This is a genomic window from Microcoleus sp. PH2017_05_CCC_O_A, from assembly GCF_020738785.1.
Classification (GTDB): domain Bacteria; phylum Cyanobacteriota; class Cyanobacteriia; order Cyanobacteriales; family Microcoleaceae; genus Microcoleus.
The window spans coordinates 1-19,280 of sequence record NZ_JAEQCB010000083.1 but is presented as its reverse complement, the minus strand read 5'-3'; the positions used below and the strand labels follow the sequence as shown (position 1 = coordinate 19,280).

Genomic DNA, 19,280 nt, shown 5'->3' with positions numbered 1-19,280 from the left:
GCAAATAGTCTCGTGCGATCGCCCGAGTTGCGGACAAAGCTACCCAAATAGTCAAGGATGGGTAGCTTTGTCCATAAATTAAGTTACAGTTTCAAACCCATAAAGAGGAAAAATGCTTGGATTTTATTTATTTGGTCTCTACCTCGCAGTCTTGTCCGTGTTTGCCGGGCCCAGCCGCCGCAGCCCGGATAAATGGTGGGTAGAAATCATCACAGATTTTCCCTACTGTACCTACTATTTTGGCCCCTTCGACACCGACAAAGAAGCCTCCAGCCACACTCCAGGCTACATCGAAGACTTGGAAAGCGAGGGAGCCAAAAGACTTAGCATCCGCATCAAACGGTGTCATCCTTCCGATCTCACCATCTGCGAAAGTGAATTCTCAGAGGGTATTGCTGCTTAATAATTTTGATAGTTCAGACTGCCGAAACCGGGTTTTTTGACTGAAATACTCTCTCTATCGTGAGAAGTATCAGTTAAACATCTCGGTTTTTCCGCGTCAATAGTTCGTCATATCATATGTCGATACCATAACAAAAAAGGTTCGTAGTGCGGACTTCAGTCCGCAGCCAAAGAGCGGACTGAAGTCCGCGCTACGAACAAAAACGGTTTGTAGTGCGGACTGAAGTCCGCGCTACCAACAAAACTGTACAGATATCCGTTCTGTGTGACTTTTCAATTATCTAAAAAGAGAAATAGAAATCGGAAGAAGCAAGGCGAAATCTTCCGCAACGATTTCAGCAATTAAAAACTTCCTCATCGTCGGGCGTGGTTGGTATAACTCAAGCCTCAACAATAAAATTAAGCATCGTTTGATTCTAGTTCTTGCTTTGCGGATTTTTTGGTAGATGTCATTAAAACTCAGCCTCTTCTCCACCAAAATGCTGATGTTAGCCAGCATTGACTCTCAACAATTACGACCGTTAAATCAGCACTGAGGACGAGTCGATCGAGCTATTTGTCCTGCTAACTTAAGGACAGTAAAAACTACTTGACTGCGGGGACACCTACTATGTTTGGACTTTATATATTCGGTATGTACGTCGCTGCTTTCTGGATACTCACTCAACCGATTGGCGGCAGTAGAGGTCGCGAGTGGTGGGTAGAAGTTGACACAGATTCACCCAAACGCACCTATTACTTTGGTCCTTACGAAAGCAAGGATGAAGCTTCTAATAATACCAACGGCTACATCAAAGACTTGGAGAAGAAAGGAGCTAAAAAAATTAGCATTAACATCAAGCAAGGTCGCCAACCAAGTCAGCTAAGAGCTACTGATGAGTAATGCCATTTTTTCAAAATCATGCAATGCCTTCAACAGTTGATAGTTGACTCCCAGAGAGCGATCTTTACCTAGAAGTCGGAGGATTGGAGTAATGAATAGTCTGATTTTAATTTCTGCCTCAAAGGCGGGCGGGTTTTCAACCAATTCTTTCTGGTAAGTGAGCGGGTGTGGCTCCATTCTTCAATCTCTGGCATTTCAACTACAATCTAATAGCAACCCACCTTAGGAATGAGAATTAAATAACTTACAATTTTTATTGTTCTTGTGGGATGGGCGTCCCGCCCGTCCTATCTGGACGGGCGGGACGCCCATCCCACAAATAGGTGTAAATTATTTAATTCCCGATCCTTACACATTGGGTGGACTAAACAGCCCGGACGTTCATTCCGCCCAACAATTTTCTTGTCGCCAGCTTTTTTTAAAGGTATAATATAAAGTTAGGTGTAAGCTAGGTGTCACGAGTCAATTCGTAGAGTGCGCCGCCATTCTTAAATCTCTGGCATTTCACCTACAATCTAATAGCGACGCACCTTACCGATTGGGTGAACTAAACAAACCCAACATTTTTTTGTAGCAACCTTTTTTCTAAACGGTATTAGCCGATCGCACCAGTAGTTGCTTTTGATATTGAAGATTAAAGCCCCATCTGGTTTAAAGTGCTGCGGGGATTAAAAGTGCGATTAGCCTTGATTTTTTCGTAGCATTCGCGTTCTACAGCGGTTAGTTCTTTCGGTGGGACGATCGCAACTTTGACCAACAAATCCGTGCGTTCGTCTTTCTTCGGTTTCGGCCATCCCTTCCCCCGCAACCGCAAAGACTGACCGGATCGCATTCCCGCCGGAAATTTTACAGTTATCATACCTTCAGGCGCCGGCAGTTCAATAGAAGCTCCCAAAACCGCTTCATCGGGAGTTATCGGCACTTCGCAGATCAAATTCTCTCCCTCAAACTGAAAGAAAGCGTGAGGTAAAACTTCTAACTTCAGGTACAAATCTCCCTGCTGCTTCGTGTACGGGTCAATTTGACCTTTGCCTTTCACTCGAATTTTGCTGCCGGTTTTCACTCCCGCAGGAATCGAAACCTCACCAGTAGCAACTCGCTTGGAAGTTCCCCGAAATGCTTCCCCCAGAGTCAGCGAAATTGTCACCTCAGTGTCGCGAGTACCTCCGGCGCTGCGGTTCTCGTAGCCAGCGAAATCTTCAAATCCGCCAAAACCAGTAGGCCCGCCGGTGCCGGTGCGCTGGCTGCTGTAATTCCACTTGCTGCTGCGGCTGCTACTACTACCTCCACTGCTAGCTGCGCGCCCCAGCAAGGCATTAATAAATTCGTCAAAACTGCCGTACTGGCTGAAGTCAACGCCACCAAAGTCTACATTCGTAGCGCCCCCGCCCGGCCATCCGCTGGGAGTTGCCGCCGCTTGCTTCCAGTATTGGCCGTATTGGTCGTATTTTTTGCGTTTTTCTGGATCTGAAAGCACTTCGTAAGCTTCGTTTACTTCTTTAAAACGAGCTTCGGCTTCTTTGTTCCCCGGATTCATATCCGGGTGATATTTCCGGGCTAGTTTGCGAAAAGTTTTTTTTATTTCATCAGCGCTGGCGGTTTTGTTGAGTCCCAAAATAGCGTAATAGTCTTTAAAATCTGTTGCAGCCATTAAGTAATCCTCTCTTTATTAGTTATTAGTTGTTAGTTGTTAGTTGTTAGTTGTTAGTTGTTAGAAAGAATAAATCCCAAATTAGCAGGATGGCGAGTTATAGCAACCACGCCTGACGGTGAGGACGTTCTCGCGTTGCACCTCTTCCTTCTTCCTTCTTCCTTCTTCCTTCTTCCTTCTTCCTTCTTCCTTCTTCAAATTATAGGTTATCAAAGTTTTGGACTCGATCGAGTTCGGTTGTTGCTTGCGGGACATCGCAATTTCCGCACCCCGCTGCTGTTGGAGATTTTGAGGAGTGCTACGTCTTCGCGATTTTGGTGTGGCTGCGATAGCTGAGGCGAACCCGGGAAAGCTGCTGCGGTTGTGGGCGCGATCGCCCGTTGGGTTGACTGCCACTGACGATCGATCTTTTTTTTACGGTGCGCCGTGCGATGGCTACGCCCCGGCTTACGCCTACGAACTTTTCTTTCTTTAGCTTTTCGCTCAATGCAAATCCTAGCAGGTTCTCATCAGCAACTCCCGTTCAATCTGCCGCCTTAATTTTGAGAATATTTTACCATAAAGCGTACATTAATTCAACAACCCTTCTGTATATTTTTTTCTTACCCTACTGGTGCTATACTTTTTTATTTTAACAGCACATCTATAGCTTTAAGTCACAAAATATACCAGAATCTATCTGCTGTCTGTTAACTAGAACACACACTTTGAAAAAAATTAAGATAAAATGGTAGCTCAATAACTTGTTAACGTTACGAGGGTGATAACATCATGAATTATTTGCTAAGTTGGCCTTGCGGCTGCTGCGACGATTGGAAAGATAGTTCCGAAAGTTGTGTGATGCTAAGAAACGGGCAGCGCATTTGTCAGTCGTGCTACGATCGCAAATACAAGAATCAGAAGCAATCCGCCAGACGCAGGCGATCGAACATACGCGTATCACCGCAGACCGTAACAGAGACTGTTCCTTATTAATGCGCCTGAGTTTGAATGAAGCCAAATATTTCGACAGCCTTGCACCAACAGTTGCAATTAATAATGAAGTAAAAAAAATATTTTCTTCATCAGTCATCAGTCATCGGTCATTGGTTATCTGTCACTAATTTATTTATTTATCATCAGTCACTGGCTGGCAGATAACAGATTTTAACTTAAAAAACTAATGACTGACGACTAATGACTAATGACTAATAACTAAATGATAGTTCCATCAGGAATCGTGGCGTTTTTCAGAACTACGACAATGCCGCTGCGGATGTAAAAACCTTGGCTCTCGCGGTTGGCTTCTTCCACTCGGTCTTTATTAATGATTTGAACGTTCCGGCCGATGCGGGCATTTTTGTCCACAATCGCGCGACGAATTGTAGTATCTGCACCGATACCGAGGGCGACGCCACCGTGGTCTAAACTCGAATGCCGTTCCGCGTCGGGTTCGTAGAAGTCAGCACCCATAAGCAGGCTATCTTGAATCGTACATCCAGCTTCAATGCGCGCTCGAACTCCCAACACAGAATGGTCAATGCGGCACTGTTTGAGAATGCAGCCTTCAGCAATAATTGATTCCGTCACGTGAGTATCTAAAAGCTTAGTCGGCGGCAAGAAACGCGGGCGAGTATAAATCGGCGCATTTTCATCGTAGAAACTGAAAGGAGGCTTAGGCTGTTTTGTCAGCGCCAAGTTAGCATCATAAAAAGCCTCAATCGTTCCGATATCTTCCCAATAATCGTCAAACAAATAAGCTTGAACGTTGTGGTCTTTTGAAGAATTCGGAATAATCTCTTTACCAAAATCAGTTTGGTTGGGAGATTCTTTCAGGAGTTTAATCAGAACTTCTTTTTTGAAGACGTAAATCCCCATCGAAGCAATGTAAGGACTTTCCTGAGCCTGCTGCGCTGTCAGTCCCAGTTTAGTAGTATCCACCTGCATTTGTTTGAGCGCATCGCCTTTTGGCTTTTCGCTGAAAGAAATAATGCGGCCGTTGTCGTCGATTTTCATCAAACCAAAATCTGAGGCCCGCTTCTCGTCCATCGGCAAAACGGAGAGGGTGATATCGGCATTGGTTTCGCGGTGTCTATCCACAAACTTTTGGTAGTCCATGCGGTAGAGGTGGTCGCCTGACAGAATCAAGTATTCGTCAACGTCCCACTGTTCTAGCAGCGAAAGATATTGGCGAACTGCATCCGCTGTCCCTTGAAACCAGTTGGGGTTTTCCTGAGTTTGCTGGGCGGCGAGTACCTCGACAAATCCCTCGGTGAAGCCAGAAAACTGGTAAGTGCGAGAGATGTGCCGGTTGAGGGATGCCGAGTTGAATTGGGTGAGGACGTAAATTTTGACTATTTGCGAGTTGATGCAGTTGCTCACAGGAATATCGATGAGGCGATATTTACCTGCGAGGGGAACTGCGGGTTTGGCTCGCAGTTTGGTTAGGGGGTAAAGGCGGGTGCCGACACCGCCACCGAGGATGATGGCTAAGACTTTTTTCAAGGAACTTTCTCCCTAGGATCTATGAACTCTCCAAGTCCAGTGTCGGATGGTGAGGGCTTCTTGACAAGGGGGGGAGCGAGGAAGTTTTGAGTTAGGAGTTCAGTCGCTGGCGCTGAAACCGGGTTGTTTAATCCAAATACTTCGTTCAAACCCTCAACAAAACTTAAAAAACCAGGTTTATGAGAGTTGGAGTGCGTCCGGGACTGGTGTTATGAGTTTTGAGTTGTGAGTTAAAATACTCATCGATCAATCATGGATATTTAAAAAAGTTGGCAGTTTTGAGTTGAAATACCTATCAATAAATAAGGGCTGTTTAATGAAAGAATCAGGTTAGGGCTAGAATCAGTTGTCAATTTTGTGAGATAGACTGCAAATTTGTGTGATATTTTGCGATCGGTCGATCGACAAAACTCGATCGAGCGTCTATTCTCTACCAAAAGCTAGATCTCCTAGAAACATCTGCTAATGTAGCCTAAGCCGTAAAAGACAGGAAAATTGTATGCAAATCCAAACGCCGGACTGGGTTAAACACGCGGTATTCTACCAAATATTCCCCGATCGCTTCGCTAAAAGCAAACAGCCGCGCAAACGCCTGCTGCAAAACTTCATCTGGGAAGAATGGCACGAAATCCCCACCCTCCAAGGCTACAAAGGCGGCGACTTGTGGGGCGTGATGGAACAGCTAGACTACCTGCAAGACTTAGGCATTAACGCAATTTATTTCACCCCGATATTTCAGTCGGCCTGCAATCACCGCTACCACACCCACGACTACTATCAAGTCGATCCGATGTTGGGTGGCAATCCAGCGTTTAAAGAGCTTCTAGACGCTGCCCACGCTCGCAACATCAAAATCGTCCTCGACGGCGTATTCAACCACGCCAGCCGCGGCTTTTTCTTCTTTCACGATATCCTCGAAAACGGCCCCCATTCTCCTTGGGTAGATTGGTTTAAAATAGAAGGCTGGCCGCTATCTGCCTACGACGGTAATTTTCCTGCTAATTACGCAGGTTGGGATGGCAATCGAGCCTTGCCGGAATTCAATCACGACAATCCAGAAGTGCGAGAATACATCATGGAAATTGCCGAATACTGGATTAAATTCGGCATTGATGGCTGGCGGCTAGATGTTCCTTTTGAAATTAAAACTCCCGGATTTTGGCAAGAATTTCGAGAGCGAGTCAAAGCAATTAATCCCGAAGCTTACATTGTCGGCGAAGTTTGGGAAGATGCGAGAGAATGGCTAGACGGCAGTCAATTTGACGGAGTGATGAATTATCTGTTTGCGGCGCCGACTATTGCTTTTGCAGCGGGCGACCGAGTAGATTTAGCTCAAATTGAAGGTCGTTCTTACCATCCATATCCGCCGCTGTTTGCTCAAGAGTACGGCGACAAAATCCAGCACGTTTTGGAACTGTACCCGTGGCCGATACAGCTAACTCAACTTAATTTGTTGGCGAGTCACGATACAGCCCGGTTGATCTCAATTGCTGGAGGCGATAAAGCTAGCGTAGAACTAGCTAATTTGCTGCTGTTAACTTTTCCTGGAGCTCCCAGCATTTACTACGGCGATGAAGTTGGTTTACCGGGTGCCCTCGATCCCGATTCTCGCCGCGGTTTTCCCTTAGAAGCTCACTGGGAACTTGAGGTTTTAGATTACCACAAGCAGTTGATAGCTTTGCGGCACAAATACGCTGCCCTCCGCACCGGAGACTACCAAATTATATTTGCTGAGGGAACGGTTTACGTTTTTGCCCGAATTTTGGGGGATGAGGAAATAGTTGTTGCTGTCAATGTAGCGACTGAAGAGGCAAATGTTAGTTTTGAAGCAGCTACTTTGAAATCTCCTCACGAGAAATTGCTGTTTGGTAAAGGTGAGTTTGTTTGGAAAGGTGAAGGGGAAACTCGGCAGTTAGAATTGATGCTGCCGGCGCGATCGGGCTTGATTTTAGGTTCGGATAATTAGTTTAAAATGTCCGCTAAGGTGCAAGGCGCGGATTGCTTTGTTAAGATAGGTTTGTAGTGAGGACTTTAGTCCGCAATCAGAGGACTTTAGTCCCCATTATACCTCTTGCAAAAGTCATTTTAATCAAATTTTGGAACGGGCAAGATGCCCGTTCCACAAGCAAAAATGGTAGCTGTTCAGGAGGGGGTACGAAGTTGATGGGTTTGAGGTGCCATCAGACCTGAAAAATTGAAGAAATAGGTCTAAACTACCTGGTTGAAATGGCTGGAATCCGCACGATCTCGTTACCCCTCTGAACAGTTACCACGGTGCAAGGAATTTTTTGGTTTTAAAACTGGGGACATGGTACAAGCAACTTTGCCCGCAGGAAAATTTGCGGGTACTCATAGAGGCAGGCTGATTGTCAGAGCGAGTGGAGTTTTTGAAATGATGTGTGCCACAGGAAAAGTCAGTCCAGTTCGTTACAAATACTGTAGGGCAATACACCGCAATGATGGCTATATGTATGCGTTTTCCGCTATTGAGAGAGTGAATTGGCAATTAGAGGCGTAGCGATCGACCTTTTTGGCTTATCTTGGGGTGACATCCTCGCCTTTGCCCAAAAACTGCTGGAGAATCTCTCCGGGATCTCTGTCCCAGGTATCGATATGTTGGTAAATTAAGCCCTCTGGATCCAGCTTGTATGTAGAATAGCCGTTGAAGAAGATCCGAGCTTTCCAGGGTACGCGCAGTATCCCGCGAACAGTCCAAGTTGCCACAATAGTATCAGGGGCTGTCTGACTTACGTCGTGCAGGTCGAAGTAAATCTCGGTGAAAAATAGCTGCCCGTGAAATCGCAGAGTCCAAAAGATAATGCGATAGTTGATTTTTCCTTTAAATTTGTTAACAGGGTCTTGAAAAAAAACATCTTTTGTGTAGATGTCGTAGGAAATGTCTTTCTCAAAAAGCGTCGGGAGATCTGCTTTGAGGATATCTACTATTTGTTTGGCTTGCATTTGATATTATTTGAGAGCGCTGGAGCTACCACCTTGTGACAGTATTATCTGTAAGTTCAAATGGATAATCTCGATCGACAACAAGAGCATCCAAAACTTGATAAATCTAATTATATTGTCCGATCCCGCCTTTGGGCCGATCGGGACTTGTGACATCGAAACCTTGGCACAGATTTGACTGAACACCCCCACTCATCTGACATTCTCGCAGAAATCAACGGCGGCAAGCTGTTGATGGTAGATAGCCGTCGCCGAAACGGTCTAATTTTGATTAAAGGCTTCCATGCGGAGTTTGCCGGGCCTGGTGCTGCCGTTGGAGGTGCTTTTGATGCTGACTCGCAGCAGGCGATTCCTGTGGGGGATTTTTGTTTTGTTTGCCCTCTATCTCCCGCAGAAAGACAGAAAGCTTTCGGAATTAGGCGGCATTGGGTGCGGTTAACGGAACAGTTAACGGCAAAGTCTGTAGCTGCGGAACGCGCACAAATGATTTTAACTCAGTTTGAACAATATTTTGATTTGGAAACGGTGGCACAAATTCCCGATCGAGCTTTGGCACTTTTAGTAGGCGTATTTCCCCAAACCATTCGCGCGGCGCGACAGATTGATAATTAAAAATTACATATATCCTGTCCGGCAAAATAATCCCGATAAGTTCGATCGTTCGGACTTCAGTCCTCTCTCGTTTCCTGAGGACTGAAGTCCGAACGATCGAACCAATTTGTTAATAAGTCAAAATCGCAGCGAGGCGATCGCAAGTTCGCACATTTTCGTCGGGAGTACCCACGGTAATTCGCAAACCTCCGCCTGTGTGGCGAATTAAAGTACCTTGAGCTTTTAGCTGCTGCATGATTTGTTGGTGTTTTTGTTCTGCCGATTCGCCCTCAGCAGCTTTCACCCGCAGGTAAAGGAAGTTAGCTGCACTCGGCCAAACTTGCAGTTTTTGATGCTGAGTTAGCGCTGCAATTAATTTGGCTCTTTCTGAGATAGTTTCAGGAATTACTGCTAGCAATAACTGCCGCTGGGCGAGGGCAAACTCTGCTGCTGTTTGCGAGAAACTGGGAAGGTTGTAGGGGAGGCGGATTTTTTCTAAGGTGGCTGTGAGTTCGGGATGGGCGATCGCATATCCGACTCTCATTGACGCTAGGCGAAATGCTTTGGAAAATGTTCGCAAAATTATCCAATTCGGATGTTGGTGCAATCTTTCGGCTAAGGTATTTTGGCTGAATTCAAAATAGGCTTCGTCAATTACTACTAAGATATTTTCGGGCAAACTTGACAGCCATTCTATTTCATTGATTGTTAAAGCATTGGCTGTGGGGGAGTTGGGATGGACGACAAAGACGATGCGGACGGGGGGATTTTGATTTTGGTCTATCGCCCTTTTAGCTGCATTGATGTCGATCGCAAAGTTATCTTCTCGGCGCCGGGCACTGACAACGGGAATCCCCAGGGTGGTGGCGGTAATTCCGTACATGGAAAAGGTGGGATTGGCGACGAAAATTGAGCCTGCGCCGCCCAAGCAAGTAGCGATTAAGAGCGATCGAATTAGTTCGTCGGAACCGTTGCCGACTGAAATATTGTCGGCTGTAATAGCTGTTTTTGGCTCTGGAACCCCCCCTAGCCCCCCCTTGTTAAGGGGGGGGACGTTTAGGAGATCCCCCTTAACAAGGGGGGGGATATTTAACCCTTCGTTGACGTATTGGGCGATCGCTTCTTTGAGTGCTGCGTGGCCTCCGTCGGGATAGCGATTTGTCTCAATTAACTGCTGGTAAGTCCAAGCTAGCTTTTGTTTTAATTCCTCTGGCAAATCATAAGGGCATTCGTTGGTGTCTAGGCGATCGAGTACAATTTCCGAGTGCGCTGATTCTCCTGAAGCGCCGCCCGGATGGGGAGTGTATGCGGTAAGTTCGGCTAAGTCTTTGCGGATAAAGGGAAGCATGGTATGATTTTTGGTCTGAGATTGTAGATTTTATAATTACGATTTGGTTGGTCACTATTAGGATAATTAGTCATTAGTTTATGATGTCTAGCGTATAAATCCTTGATTGTCATCAATAACTAATAAGCTAATGACTAATGACCAATGACTAATGACTATTTTAATCGCGCCACAAAGCAATTCCGCCCAACAAACCGCTGACATTCGGTACTATTTTAACTTGTGGCGGTAAATCAAAAGCAATTTTTTTGGTATTGCCGCCGCCGATGTAAAGGCGATCGCAATTAAAGAGATTTTGCAGGAAGACGAGGGCTCTTTCCAGACGGCGGTTCCATCTTTTGGGGCCGACTGTATCTAAGGCGGCTCGCCCTAATTGCTGTTCGTAAGTTTCCCCTTTGCGAAACGGGTGATGTCCTAATTCTAGATTGGGTACCAAGATACCATCGACAAACAAACCAGAACCGAAACCGGTGCCGAGAGTAATTACTAATTCTACTCCCGTTCCAGCAATTGATCCCAATCCTTGAATGTCAGCATCGTTAGCCACTCGCACAGGTTTTCCCAATCGATCTTTGAGAGTAGTTGCTAGGTCAAAATCGATCCAAGATGGATCTAAATTGACTGCGGTTTTGATAATACCGCGGGACACGACGCCGGGAAAACCGACGGATACTCGGTCAAATTCGCCTTGTCCGCTGGCCAAAGAGGCTATGGTTTCCAGTATCGGTTCCGGCTTCGGCGGTTGAGGCGTTTCTAAACGGCTGCGTTCCGTTTGGGGTTCACCTTCAGCGTCCAAAACCATAACTTTGATGCCACTTCCGCCAATGTCAACGGCTAAGGTGCGAGTCGATTTATCTTGTTCAGTCATTTGATTTTTGAAACTTGCAAGTTGGTGAGTAGACTTGAGATTTTAGACTTGAGATTTTAGATTTACTCCACACAGGAATCTTGGAGTTTAAACGTTGTCTAAAATTTTTGTTTTTCACGACTTAAGTCGGAGGATTGTATCCATTTTTGGGGATTGTCAAATTTTAATTTTTGAATTTGCAAAAGTTTTGCATTGCTTCCCAAATTTCCGCTAGGACATTTCCCAAAGAATGATCGTCCTCTAGTTCGATTAATTTCACCCAGGGACGATGCTCTGAAAAACTTCTGCTAGCTTGAATCGGTACGATCGTATCATGCTTGCCGTGCAGAATTAACGTCGGGACTGAGCGCATTAATTTTTCTTCAGGGTATTGAGCCATATCTGTCACAAATTCATAATTCAACGGCAAATAGCGCTGTTCGCCGTAGTGGTAAACTGGCAAATATTTCTCAGACTGCCACTTTTCTAACTGTTGCTGTCCCAACTGTGGCAGCCAATGAGAGAGAAATTGAAAAGCCGGTGCTAACAAAACTATTTGTTTTATTGATAATTGTCGCTGGGCCAGCCAAGCCGCTGTCAGCCCGCCAAAACTAGACCCAATGATGGTAACTTCCCCTAAATTTTTTACATTTTCTACAGATTCGGAGGATTGGGCTTGCAGAAATTCTGTTTCTATTTGGTCTAATTGGCGCGTGAGAGTGAGGCGCGAAAAATCCTTGTGATTGAGATCGGGAGTTTTGAGGTCAATTCCTAGGGAATAAAAGCGATCGCGGAAATATTTAGCCTTAGTTGAATCTGGACTTGACGCAAATCCGTGTAAATAAATGTAACTAGAATCGTTTTGTAGATTCATCCAGAAAATTTGATGAGATTTACCAACTAATTATTTTAACTTAAATTATCGAACTGGCGAGTGCACACCCGACAAGTTTATTTTTTAGTAGGGTGTGCAGTCGGTAGCGGTGTAGATTATTGGGATTTTTGGCTGTTTTGTTTCCGGGTTTTAGCAGCTTCCCTGCGCTGCTGCATCATTTGCGAGAACTGGCTGCGCTGTTCGGGTGTCAGCACTTCTCGCATGGCTAATGTACTTTCAAATTGTACCTCTTCTAACTGCTGCCTCAATCCCATGATTTGGCGGTGTTTGTCGCGCATTTGGCCGACATTTGCCGTCGTACCCGACATCATTGTTTCCAATTCTTGTCTGGCTTGGCGGATTGCTTGCATTCGCTGAGAAACTTGGTCTTTGTAGCGATCGCGAACAGCCTGCATTTTCTGCTTTTGATCGGCGCTTAAATTTAGTTTGTCAAACAGCCCGTTCTCTTTGCCACCAGATCGATTGGGACGCTGGTTTTGGGCAATTGTTTCCGGTTGAGCGGGGCTGGGAGCGGCGGTTGCAGCGGCTGTAGTACCGAGGGTTAACATTAAAACTGCCATAGCCGAAAATTGGCGCATTGACATGAAAAATTACCTCTTTAAGATTAGTTAATTTGTTGGCGGTTCGGTGTCAGCAGTAACAGGGAAATCAAATAAATCTGTTTGTGGGCGATCGCTCATAGTTGCCGTGCGGGAATCGTTCAATACACCCTCCCAATTATTGACCAGAAATGCTTCCAAGTGAGCCGCTTCATCCGCCTGTAATTGTGCGGTAACTAGGACGCGATAGCCCGAAGCAAAAACTAGCAGGCCAGCGAAGATTGCAGCCGGAAAACCCCACTTGGGAAAACCGAGGAATTTTGAGCTTTTACTAGACTCTGTAAATCGCAAATAGCCGAGACCATTTAGCTCTCTCGCCCTGTCATTCCTATCTATTGCTGCTAAAACTCTTTGCTCAAGATCGGGGGTAGCGTCCGGAACTTTTGGGCTATTTTGCTTCAAGAAATTCACTAATCTTTTGTCGCTATTTTCATCGTTCACAGTTCGTCTACCCCCTGTTTTTGCAAAAATTGTCGCATGGCATTTCGGGCATAAAACACGCGAGATTTAACAGTTCCCGCTGGCATTCCCAGGATTTGGGCTACTTCTTTTTGCGGGATATCTTCTAAGTCGTGCAGCACCAAAACACTGCGGTGTTCAAAACTCAATTGCTCCAGTCCTCGCTGCACTAAATCTTGATAGTGCAACTGCATCAAGTCTGATGTGTTATTATTGGGAATAACGCGATCCATTGTTTCTTGATTTTTGAGCTGGGAGTCAAAAGAATGCTGTTTGGCAAATGCTTGTCTTTGGTCGGATGCCACGTTCCAAGTGATGCGATACAACCAAGTTGAAAAGTTTTCCTGGTGCTTGAGTTTGGGTAATCCTTTCCAGACTCGCAGAAATACTTCTTGGGTTAAGTCGTCTAGAAGTGATGAACCGCAGAGTTGGTAAAGGGTTGATCTGACTTTGTGTTGGTAGCGCCCGTAAAGGTGACGAAAGCAAGTGCGATCGCCCTTTAAGCATTTATCAACTAAGTCGGAGTCGGAACAATCATCGATTAAAACATTGGCTGGCACACCTAACACCTGTGAAGTATCCCTCACCTGTTCGTTATCTGAGGGGTTTAGACAGGACAAGTTCAAAAAAGGTTCAATTTGTTTAAAATATTATTTTGAGCATGAATCCGCTTAGAAGGTCAGTAACAGGCAAGATGCCTGTGCCACAAAATTAACAGGCAAGATGCCTGTGCCACAAAAAACAGGCAAGATGCCTGTGCCACAACAGATAAACTCTCTTGTGGAACGGGCATCTTGCCCGTTTTTCATAATTATGAAATACCCTATTTATCGCAGAGTCACAAACTCTTCAGCAGTCGAGGGGTGAATACCGATCGTCGAATCGAAATCTTTCTTGGTAGCTCCCATATTAACGGCGATCGCCATTCCTTGAATAATCTCGCCCGCGTCTTTCCCAACCATGTGCACGCCCAAAACTTTGTCAGTATTAGTTTCAACAACTAACTTGACAAAAGTCTTTTCATCTGCACCTGTCAAAGCGTGAAACATCGGCCGAAACTTGGCTGTGTAGCACTTAATTGAGTCGGGAAATTTAGCTTTGGCTTGTTCTTCAGTTAAGCCGACTGTAGCAGCTTCCGGCTGGGAAAATACGGCTGATGCGACATTTTCGTAACTAATTGCTCTCGGATTGTTGCCAAATTCCGTATCTGCAAAAGCGCGTCCTTCGGCGATCGCAATTGGCGTTAAATTAATCCGGTTGGTGCAATCTCCGACAGCAAAAATGTGCGGTTGATTGGTGCGGCTGTCTTTGGTAACTGCGATCGCACCTTTCTCGGTTTCAACTCCGGCATTCTCCAAAGCCAGTTTTTCCAAATTGGGCGATCGTCCGGTAGCGCACAAAACTGCGTCTACTGTCAAGGTTTCTTGAGATTTTCCCCACAATTGTAACTTTAAGCCTTCAGGAGTTTTCTCTATCCACTCGATCGAGCTTCCTGTGACGAAATTGATGCCGTGTTTAACCATTCCTTCTTGGACGTTGGCGCGAAGTTCTTCGTCAAAGTAGTGCAAAATGCGATCGCGCCGGATGATTTGAGTTACTTCACTTCCCAAGCCATTCATGATGCAAGCAAATTCAACGCCGATGTAGCCGCCGCCCAAAATTGCCAACCGTTTCGGCTGCTCTTTTAACAAGAAGATTTCGCGGGAAGTGATCGCGTGTTCGATGCCAGGAATATCGATTCTGTGAGCTTCGCCGCCGACAGCAATTAAGATTTTAGCAGCGGTGTATTTTTTGTCACCAACTTCGACAGTGTGGGGGTCGATAAATTTGGCATATCCTGAGATTAATTCAACTCCGGCTTTTTCGAGGAAGCTGATGTGGAGTTGGCTGAGTCGTCGCACTTCTGTATCTACAGTGGTGACGAGTTTTTCCCAGTTGAAGCTGGTTTCTACAGGGCTCCAACCGTAGCCGATCGCATCTTCGTAGAGATGCGAAAATGTAGAGGCGTACACCATGAGTTTTTTGGGGACACAGCCGCGAATTACGCAGGTGCCGCCTACTAAGTCATTTTCGGCGATCGCCACCTTCGCCCCGTAGGATGCCGCCCGCTTAGAACTCGCCAATCCGCCAGAGCCTGCACCTATCACAAACAAGTCGTAATCGTATGTCATAATTGTCGCTAGTTTCCTGTCTTAATTTTAGCCATTTTGCGCTTTACTTTTTTTAATGATATCTCAAAAAAATTTTCGTTTTTTGGAGGAGAGATTGCTTTACTTCTTGCAGTTGACATGATATCATTTAATAATGGAAATATGTGCATTAAATTTTAAATTGCTCACACTTCGATTATTAGAGTATAGCACAAGCAACTGACAAAAAATATATAAAAATGTAACTATTTTTGGGCGGCCGCTGATGAGGGAATTGCTGGGTGTAGCTCAAGTCTCGATCTCGTGCATTTGAGTTTGGTAAAATATACCTGGTAGGGGCGAAGCATTCCGGCGATAAATATCTGCTTCTCACCAATAAGTTAGAAGCCGGAATGCTTCGCCCTCTGCTATAGCAATCCTAAATGAGTCGCAAGTTTTTTACCCCACCCCAACCCTCCCCTTATTAAGGGGAGGGAGCAAGAAATTCACAAATGATTTAGAATTGCTATATTATAGAAATCAATTTATTTGTCGGGCTAGCTTTATGATTGATTGGCTTGTGGTCTGGGGAGTAACCCAAGGAGTCGGCATTCTCGTCAAACCCATCTTAGAAGAGTTGGCAGTAGACGGCGCGAAGGATTTAGTAAAAGATTTTTTCAAAGATTCCCTAAAAAACGTCTTATTTGGCGAAAAAGACCCCAGACAAGTCGCAGCGGGTAAAGCGCTGAAAAAGTTTTTGGAGTTAGTGCAACAGCAGTTGAAAATCAGCGGACTTTCCCAAGAACAGATTAAGCTGTATATTAAAGATGTTAAAAAGTTTATCGGCAACAAGTCAGTTAAGGAAATTTTGGGTAAGGCCTTTGAGAGCGATCGCGAATCCCTAGATGCAGAACTTCTCGAACAAACCTGGACTCAACTAGATTTAGCAGCTTTACCCGCCAGATTTAAGTGGCAAACCATCGCCAATCAGTATCTCGCCGAAGTCCAAGAAATTCTCTTTGACTCAAAAGACTTGCGGGATATCTTGAATGCTCAAAATCTGGATAGCATTCAGAAAAACACTCAACAAATTGCTGGGATAATCCCCGATTTTGATTTGAGGCAATATCAAGAGGCTTTGTGCGAACGTTACAGCAATCTGGATTTAAGCAGCGTCGATAGCAATACCTACGATTATCGCGAAAAGCTGAAAGTTTGGCAAATCTTTATTTTCCAAGATGTGCGCTTAATTTACGAGTCATTTCTGCCCCAAGCTTACGAAATTCCCAAGGAACATCAACGGCGGTTGGAAGATAGCGATCGACTAGAGGCGATCGCACTTGAAAATTTAGAGAAATATCGACGCGGTTATTTTTCTCAGCCCATCGTATCCGTGGTAGATGTCATCAATGACAAGTCAAATTATCCCTACATTGTGATTTTAGGCGATCCGGGTTCGGGCAAATCTACTCTGTTACAATATTTAGCATTAACCTGGGCGCGATCGCCTTTAAATAGCGTAACATCTCTCCCGATTCCGCTGCTAATAGAATTGCGGATTTACATTCGCAACGTGGAATCAAAACATTGCAAGAATTTCCTGGAATTTTGCCATAAAAATTCCGGTTTTATTTGTGACTTGAATCAGCATCAATTGCACGAACAACTTAAAGCCGGCGACGCTGTGGTGATGTTCGACGGATTAGATGAAATTTTCGATTCGGGGAAACGAGAAGATGTAATTACCGCGATTCATCGGTTTACCAACGAGTATCCGCGCGTGCGAGTGATTGTCACGTCTCGGATTATTGGTTACAAGCCTCAACGGTTGCAAGATGCCCAGTTTCATCACTTTATCCTGCAAGACTTGAATCCCGCACAGATTCAGGATTTTGTGCACCGCTGGCATGAGTTGACTTTTGCTGATGCTAGGGAAAAAGTGCGAATTTGCGATCGGATGAAAAGAGCGCTAGAGTATTCATCAACAATTCAAGATTTAGCCGGAAATCCGTTATTGTTAACGATTATGGCAATTTTGAATCGCAGTCAAGAATTGCCGAGAGACAGGGCAGAACTTTACAATCAAGCTTCGCGGGTATTGCTGTATCAATGGGATGTGGAAAGGTCTTTAGTAGAGGATAGCAGGCTCGATCCAAAAACGATTGATGCTAAAGACAAGCAAGAAATGCTGCGGCGAGTTGCTTGGGAAATGCAAGCAGCACCTGAAGGGTTGGCTGGCAATATTATTAGTGCGGGAGATTTGGAAGATATTCTGACAGCATATCTGAAGAATAAAGATTTTGACCAACCGAGAAATCGGGCGAAGTTAATCATTAATCAACTGCGAACTCGCAACTTTATTTTATGTTATTTGGGTGCGGATAGTTACGGATTTATACACCGGACTTTTTTGGAATATTTCTGTGCATCGCAAGTTGTGAATAGGGTTCAGGCTTTAGAACTATCGCTGGATGAGTTGAAAGCAGAAGTTTTTGGCCCGCACTGGGATGATGAATCTTGGCAGGAAGTTTTGTGTTTGATTGCGGGATTGATTGCGGGACAGTTGACAGGGGAATTGATTCAATTTTTGATTGAGCAAGATGGGGAAGCGCAAAAGTTTACAAATCTGTTTTTGGCGGCGAAGTGTTTGGATGAGGTGAGGGATAGAAAGGTGATTGCTGCTGTTGATAGTCAATTGCTGGAGCGATTGAAAGAGTTAACGAAGTACGACCTCAATTACTATTATGATTTTTATGGAGAAAAGGCAGATTTAGTTAGTAAAATTCGCAGTAAAGCAGTAAGTGCGATCGCTTTTACTTGGAAAGATGACCTGGAAACCTTACCTATCCTCAAACAATGGACTCACTCTAACTATAATTGGAATCTGCAACAAGCAGCAGTCCAAGAAATAGCACGGGGGTGGAAAAATGACCCGGAAACCTTACCTATCCTCAAACAATGGGCTCAATCTGGTGATAGTTTGACTGTGCGAGGTACAGCAGTCCAAGAATTAGCACGGGGGTGGAAAGATGACCCGGAAACCTTACCTATCCTCAAACAACGCGCTCAATCTGATGATAGTTTTACTGTGCGACTTGCAGCAGTCCAAGAATTAGCACGGGGGTGGAAAGATGACCCGGAAACCTTACCTATCCTCAAACAACGCGCTCAATCTGACGATGATTCGGATGTGCGATGTGCAGCAGTCCAAGAAATAGCACGGGGGTGGAAAGATGACCCGGAAACCTTACCTTGGATCAAACAACGCGCTCGATCGGACGATGATTCGTATGTGCGATGTGCAGCAGTCCAAGAAATAGCACGGGGGTGGAAAGATGACCCGGAAACCTTACCTTGGATCAAACAACACGCTCAATCTGACGATAATTTCATGGTGCGATATGCAGCAGTCCAAGAATTAGCACGGGGGTGGAAAGATGACCCAGAAACCTTACCTCTCCTCAAACAATATGAACAAGTCCGCGAATTTGCCGAGAAACAATTGGCAAAACTAGACAAGCTGTGATATAAACAAAAAAAGGAGAAACAAGTTATGACCGTAGCCACTAAAATCCCCCAAGCTTATGCAGAAATAGTTGAGTTTTTTGCTGCTGGTGCCACTCCCGAAAGCATTGTCAACTTTCAACTATCCGAAGAAGCAAAAGAGCATATCGCCGACCTAATTTACGCACACAACAACCAAGATTTGAGCACCGATGAAAAAACAGAATTAGACAATTTTCTGGTAATAGAACATCTGTTGACTCTCATCAAAGCAGTCGCTCACAAACACGTCGTCAAAGAGTAAGTTTTTTATGCCTCGTCCTTACATTAGCGTCGAACTTAGGCGTTTAGTTGCTCTCCGTGCCGATCGCATTTGCGAATACTGCCTCATTGCAGAGACAAACAGAGCATCAGGCTGTCAAGTTGACCCAGGGCTATTTCATTCTAAACAGCTTCTTCAAAACGTCTAGACCATAGCCAGCGAGCCGTTGTGCCTGTGCCATATTTGTTTCTCCAGCTTCTCGATA

Annotated in this window: 19 protein-coding genes; 7 read left to right on the top strand and 12 right to left on the bottom strand. The window is 45.1% G+C overall.

Annotated elements, in window-relative coordinates:
- Nucleotides 1–112: 112 nt before the first annotated feature.
- Together JGK20_RS19995 and JGK20_RS19990 are read left to right on the top strand one after the other, a co-directional pair.
- A complete protein-coding gene (locus JGK20_RS19995; RefSeq protein ID WP_293177128.1) occupies nt 113–403 on the top strand; it encodes a DUF1816 domain-containing protein in 291 nt (96 codons plus the stop codon).
- Nucleotides 404–1,012: 609 nt separating this feature from the next.
- Nucleotides 1,013–1,285: a DUF1816 domain-containing protein gene (locus tag JGK20_RS19990; RefSeq protein WP_293231872.1), complete on the top strand. Its 273-nt coding sequence runs from the start codon at nt 1,013–1,015 to the stop codon at nt 1,283–1,285.
- On the opposite strand, the gene JGK20_RS19985 is transcribed toward JGK20_RS19990, so the two are convergent.
- The 4 genes from JGK20_RS19985 to JGK20_RS19970 all read right to left on the bottom strand — a co-directional run bounded on the left by JGK20_RS19985 (nt 1,265) and on the right by JGK20_RS19970 (nt 5,420).
- Nucleotides 1,265–1,462, bottom strand: a complete 198-nt coding sequence (locus JGK20_RS19985; protein ID WP_293177132.1) for a hypothetical protein — start codon at nt 1,460–1,462, stop codon at nt 1,265–1,267. The genes JGK20_RS19990 and JGK20_RS19985 overlap by 21 nt on opposite strands.
- A gap of 457 nt (nt 1,463–1,919) precedes the next feature.
- A complete protein-coding gene (locus tag JGK20_RS19980; RefSeq protein WP_293177134.1) occupies nt 1,920–2,936 on the bottom strand; it encodes a J domain-containing protein in 1,017 nt (338 codons plus the stop codon).
- Between the two features lie 81 nt (nt 2,937–3,017).
- Entirely contained in the window at nt 3,018–3,332 is a 315-nt protein-coding gene (locus JGK20_RS19975; protein WP_293177136.1) for a hypothetical protein, read from the bottom strand.
- Nucleotides 3,333–4,130: 798 nt separating this feature from the next.
- Nucleotides 4,131–5,420, bottom strand: coding sequence for a glucose-1-phosphate adenylyltransferase (locus JGK20_RS19970; protein ID WP_293177138.1), 1,290 nt, complete (start codon nt 5,418–5,420; stop codon nt 4,131–4,133).
- Nucleotides 5,421–5,919: 499 nt separating this feature from the next.
- Here JGK20_RS19970 and JGK20_RS19965 point away from each other — a divergent pair, with 499 nt between their 5' ends.
- Together JGK20_RS19965 and JGK20_RS19960 are read left to right on the top strand one after the other, a co-directional pair.
- A complete protein-coding gene (locus tag JGK20_RS19965) occupies nt 5,920–7,386 on the top strand; it encodes a glycoside hydrolase family 13 protein (RefSeq protein ID WP_293177140.1) in 1,467 nt (488 codons plus the stop codon).
- Between the two features lie 342 nt (nt 7,387–7,728).
- Nucleotides 7,729–7,938 (top strand): hypothetical protein, encoded by a 210-nt coding sequence (locus JGK20_RS19960; protein ID WP_293177142.1) that lies wholly within the window; start codon nt 7,729–7,731, stop codon nt 7,936–7,938.
- Between the two features lie 17 nt (nt 7,939–7,955).
- On the opposite strand, the gene JGK20_RS19955 is transcribed toward JGK20_RS19960, so the two are convergent.
- Nucleotides 7,956–8,381: a DUF2358 domain-containing protein gene (locus tag JGK20_RS19955; RefSeq protein WP_293177144.1), complete on the bottom strand. Its 426-nt coding sequence runs from the start codon at nt 8,379–8,381 to the stop codon at nt 7,956–7,958.
- 174 nt (nt 8,382–8,555) lie between these two features.
- On the opposite strand from JGK20_RS19955, the gene JGK20_RS19950 reads away from it, so the two are divergent.
- Nucleotides 8,556–8,993, top strand: coding sequence for a hypothetical protein (locus JGK20_RS19950; protein ID WP_293177146.1), 438 nt, complete (start codon nt 8,556–8,558; stop codon nt 8,991–8,993).
- Nucleotides 8,994–9,102: 109 nt separating this feature from the next.
- Here JGK20_RS19950 and JGK20_RS19945 read toward each other — a convergent pair whose 3' ends face one another.
- The 7 genes from JGK20_RS19945 to gor all read right to left on the bottom strand — a co-directional run bounded on the left by JGK20_RS19945 (nt 9,103) and on the right by gor (nt 15,291).
- Nucleotides 9,103–10,320, bottom strand: a complete 1,218-nt coding sequence (locus tag JGK20_RS19945; RefSeq protein ID WP_293231870.1) for a histidinol-phosphate transaminase — start codon at nt 10,318–10,320, stop codon at nt 9,103–9,105.
- 160 nt (nt 10,321–10,480) lie between these two features.
- Nucleotides 10,481–11,188: an ROK family protein gene (locus tag JGK20_RS19940; protein ID WP_293177150.1), complete on the bottom strand. Its 708-nt coding sequence runs from the start codon at nt 11,186–11,188 to the stop codon at nt 10,481–10,483.
- Nucleotides 11,189–11,351: 163 nt separating this feature from the next.
- Nucleotides 11,352–12,041, bottom strand: coding sequence for a YqiA/YcfP family alpha/beta fold hydrolase (locus tag JGK20_RS19935; protein WP_293177152.1), 690 nt, complete (start codon nt 12,039–12,041; stop codon nt 11,352–11,354).
- Between the two features lie 116 nt (nt 12,042–12,157).
- The gene (locus JGK20_RS19930) at nt 12,158–12,622 is read right to left on the bottom strand and encodes a Spy/CpxP family protein refolding chaperone (protein ID WP_293177154.1); all 465 of its coding nucleotides are present in this window, start codon (nt 12,620–12,622) and stop codon (nt 12,158–12,160) included.
- Between the two features lie 48 nt (nt 12,623–12,670).
- Nucleotides 12,671–13,102: a hypothetical protein gene (locus JGK20_RS19925; protein WP_293177156.1), complete on the bottom strand. Its 432-nt coding sequence runs from the start codon at nt 13,100–13,102 to the stop codon at nt 12,671–12,673.
- Nucleotides 13,099–13,707: a sigma-70 family RNA polymerase sigma factor gene (locus JGK20_RS19920; protein ID WP_293231868.1), complete on the bottom strand. Its 609-nt coding sequence runs from the start codon at nt 13,705–13,707 to the stop codon at nt 13,099–13,101. The genes JGK20_RS19925 and JGK20_RS19920 overlap by 4 nt, the downstream gene beginning before the upstream one ends.
- Before the next feature lie 240 nt (nt 13,708–13,947).
- Nucleotides 13,948–15,291, bottom strand: a complete 1,344-nt coding sequence (gor, locus tag JGK20_RS19915; protein WP_293231866.1) for a glutathione-disulfide reductase — start codon at nt 15,289–15,291, stop codon at nt 13,948–13,950.
- Between the two features lie 523 nt (nt 15,292–15,814).
- Between gor and JGK20_RS19910 the strand changes: the two genes are divergently transcribed.
- Entirely contained in the window at nt 15,815–18,775 is a 2,961-nt protein-coding gene (locus JGK20_RS19910) for a HEAT repeat domain-containing protein (protein WP_293231864.1), read from the top strand.
- 27 nt (nt 18,776–18,802) lie between these two features.
- Nucleotides 18,803–19,057, top strand: coding sequence for a hypothetical protein (locus JGK20_RS19905; protein ID WP_293177162.1), 255 nt, complete (start codon nt 18,803–18,805; stop codon nt 19,055–19,057).
- Nucleotides 19,058–19,280 lie beyond the last annotated feature (223 nt).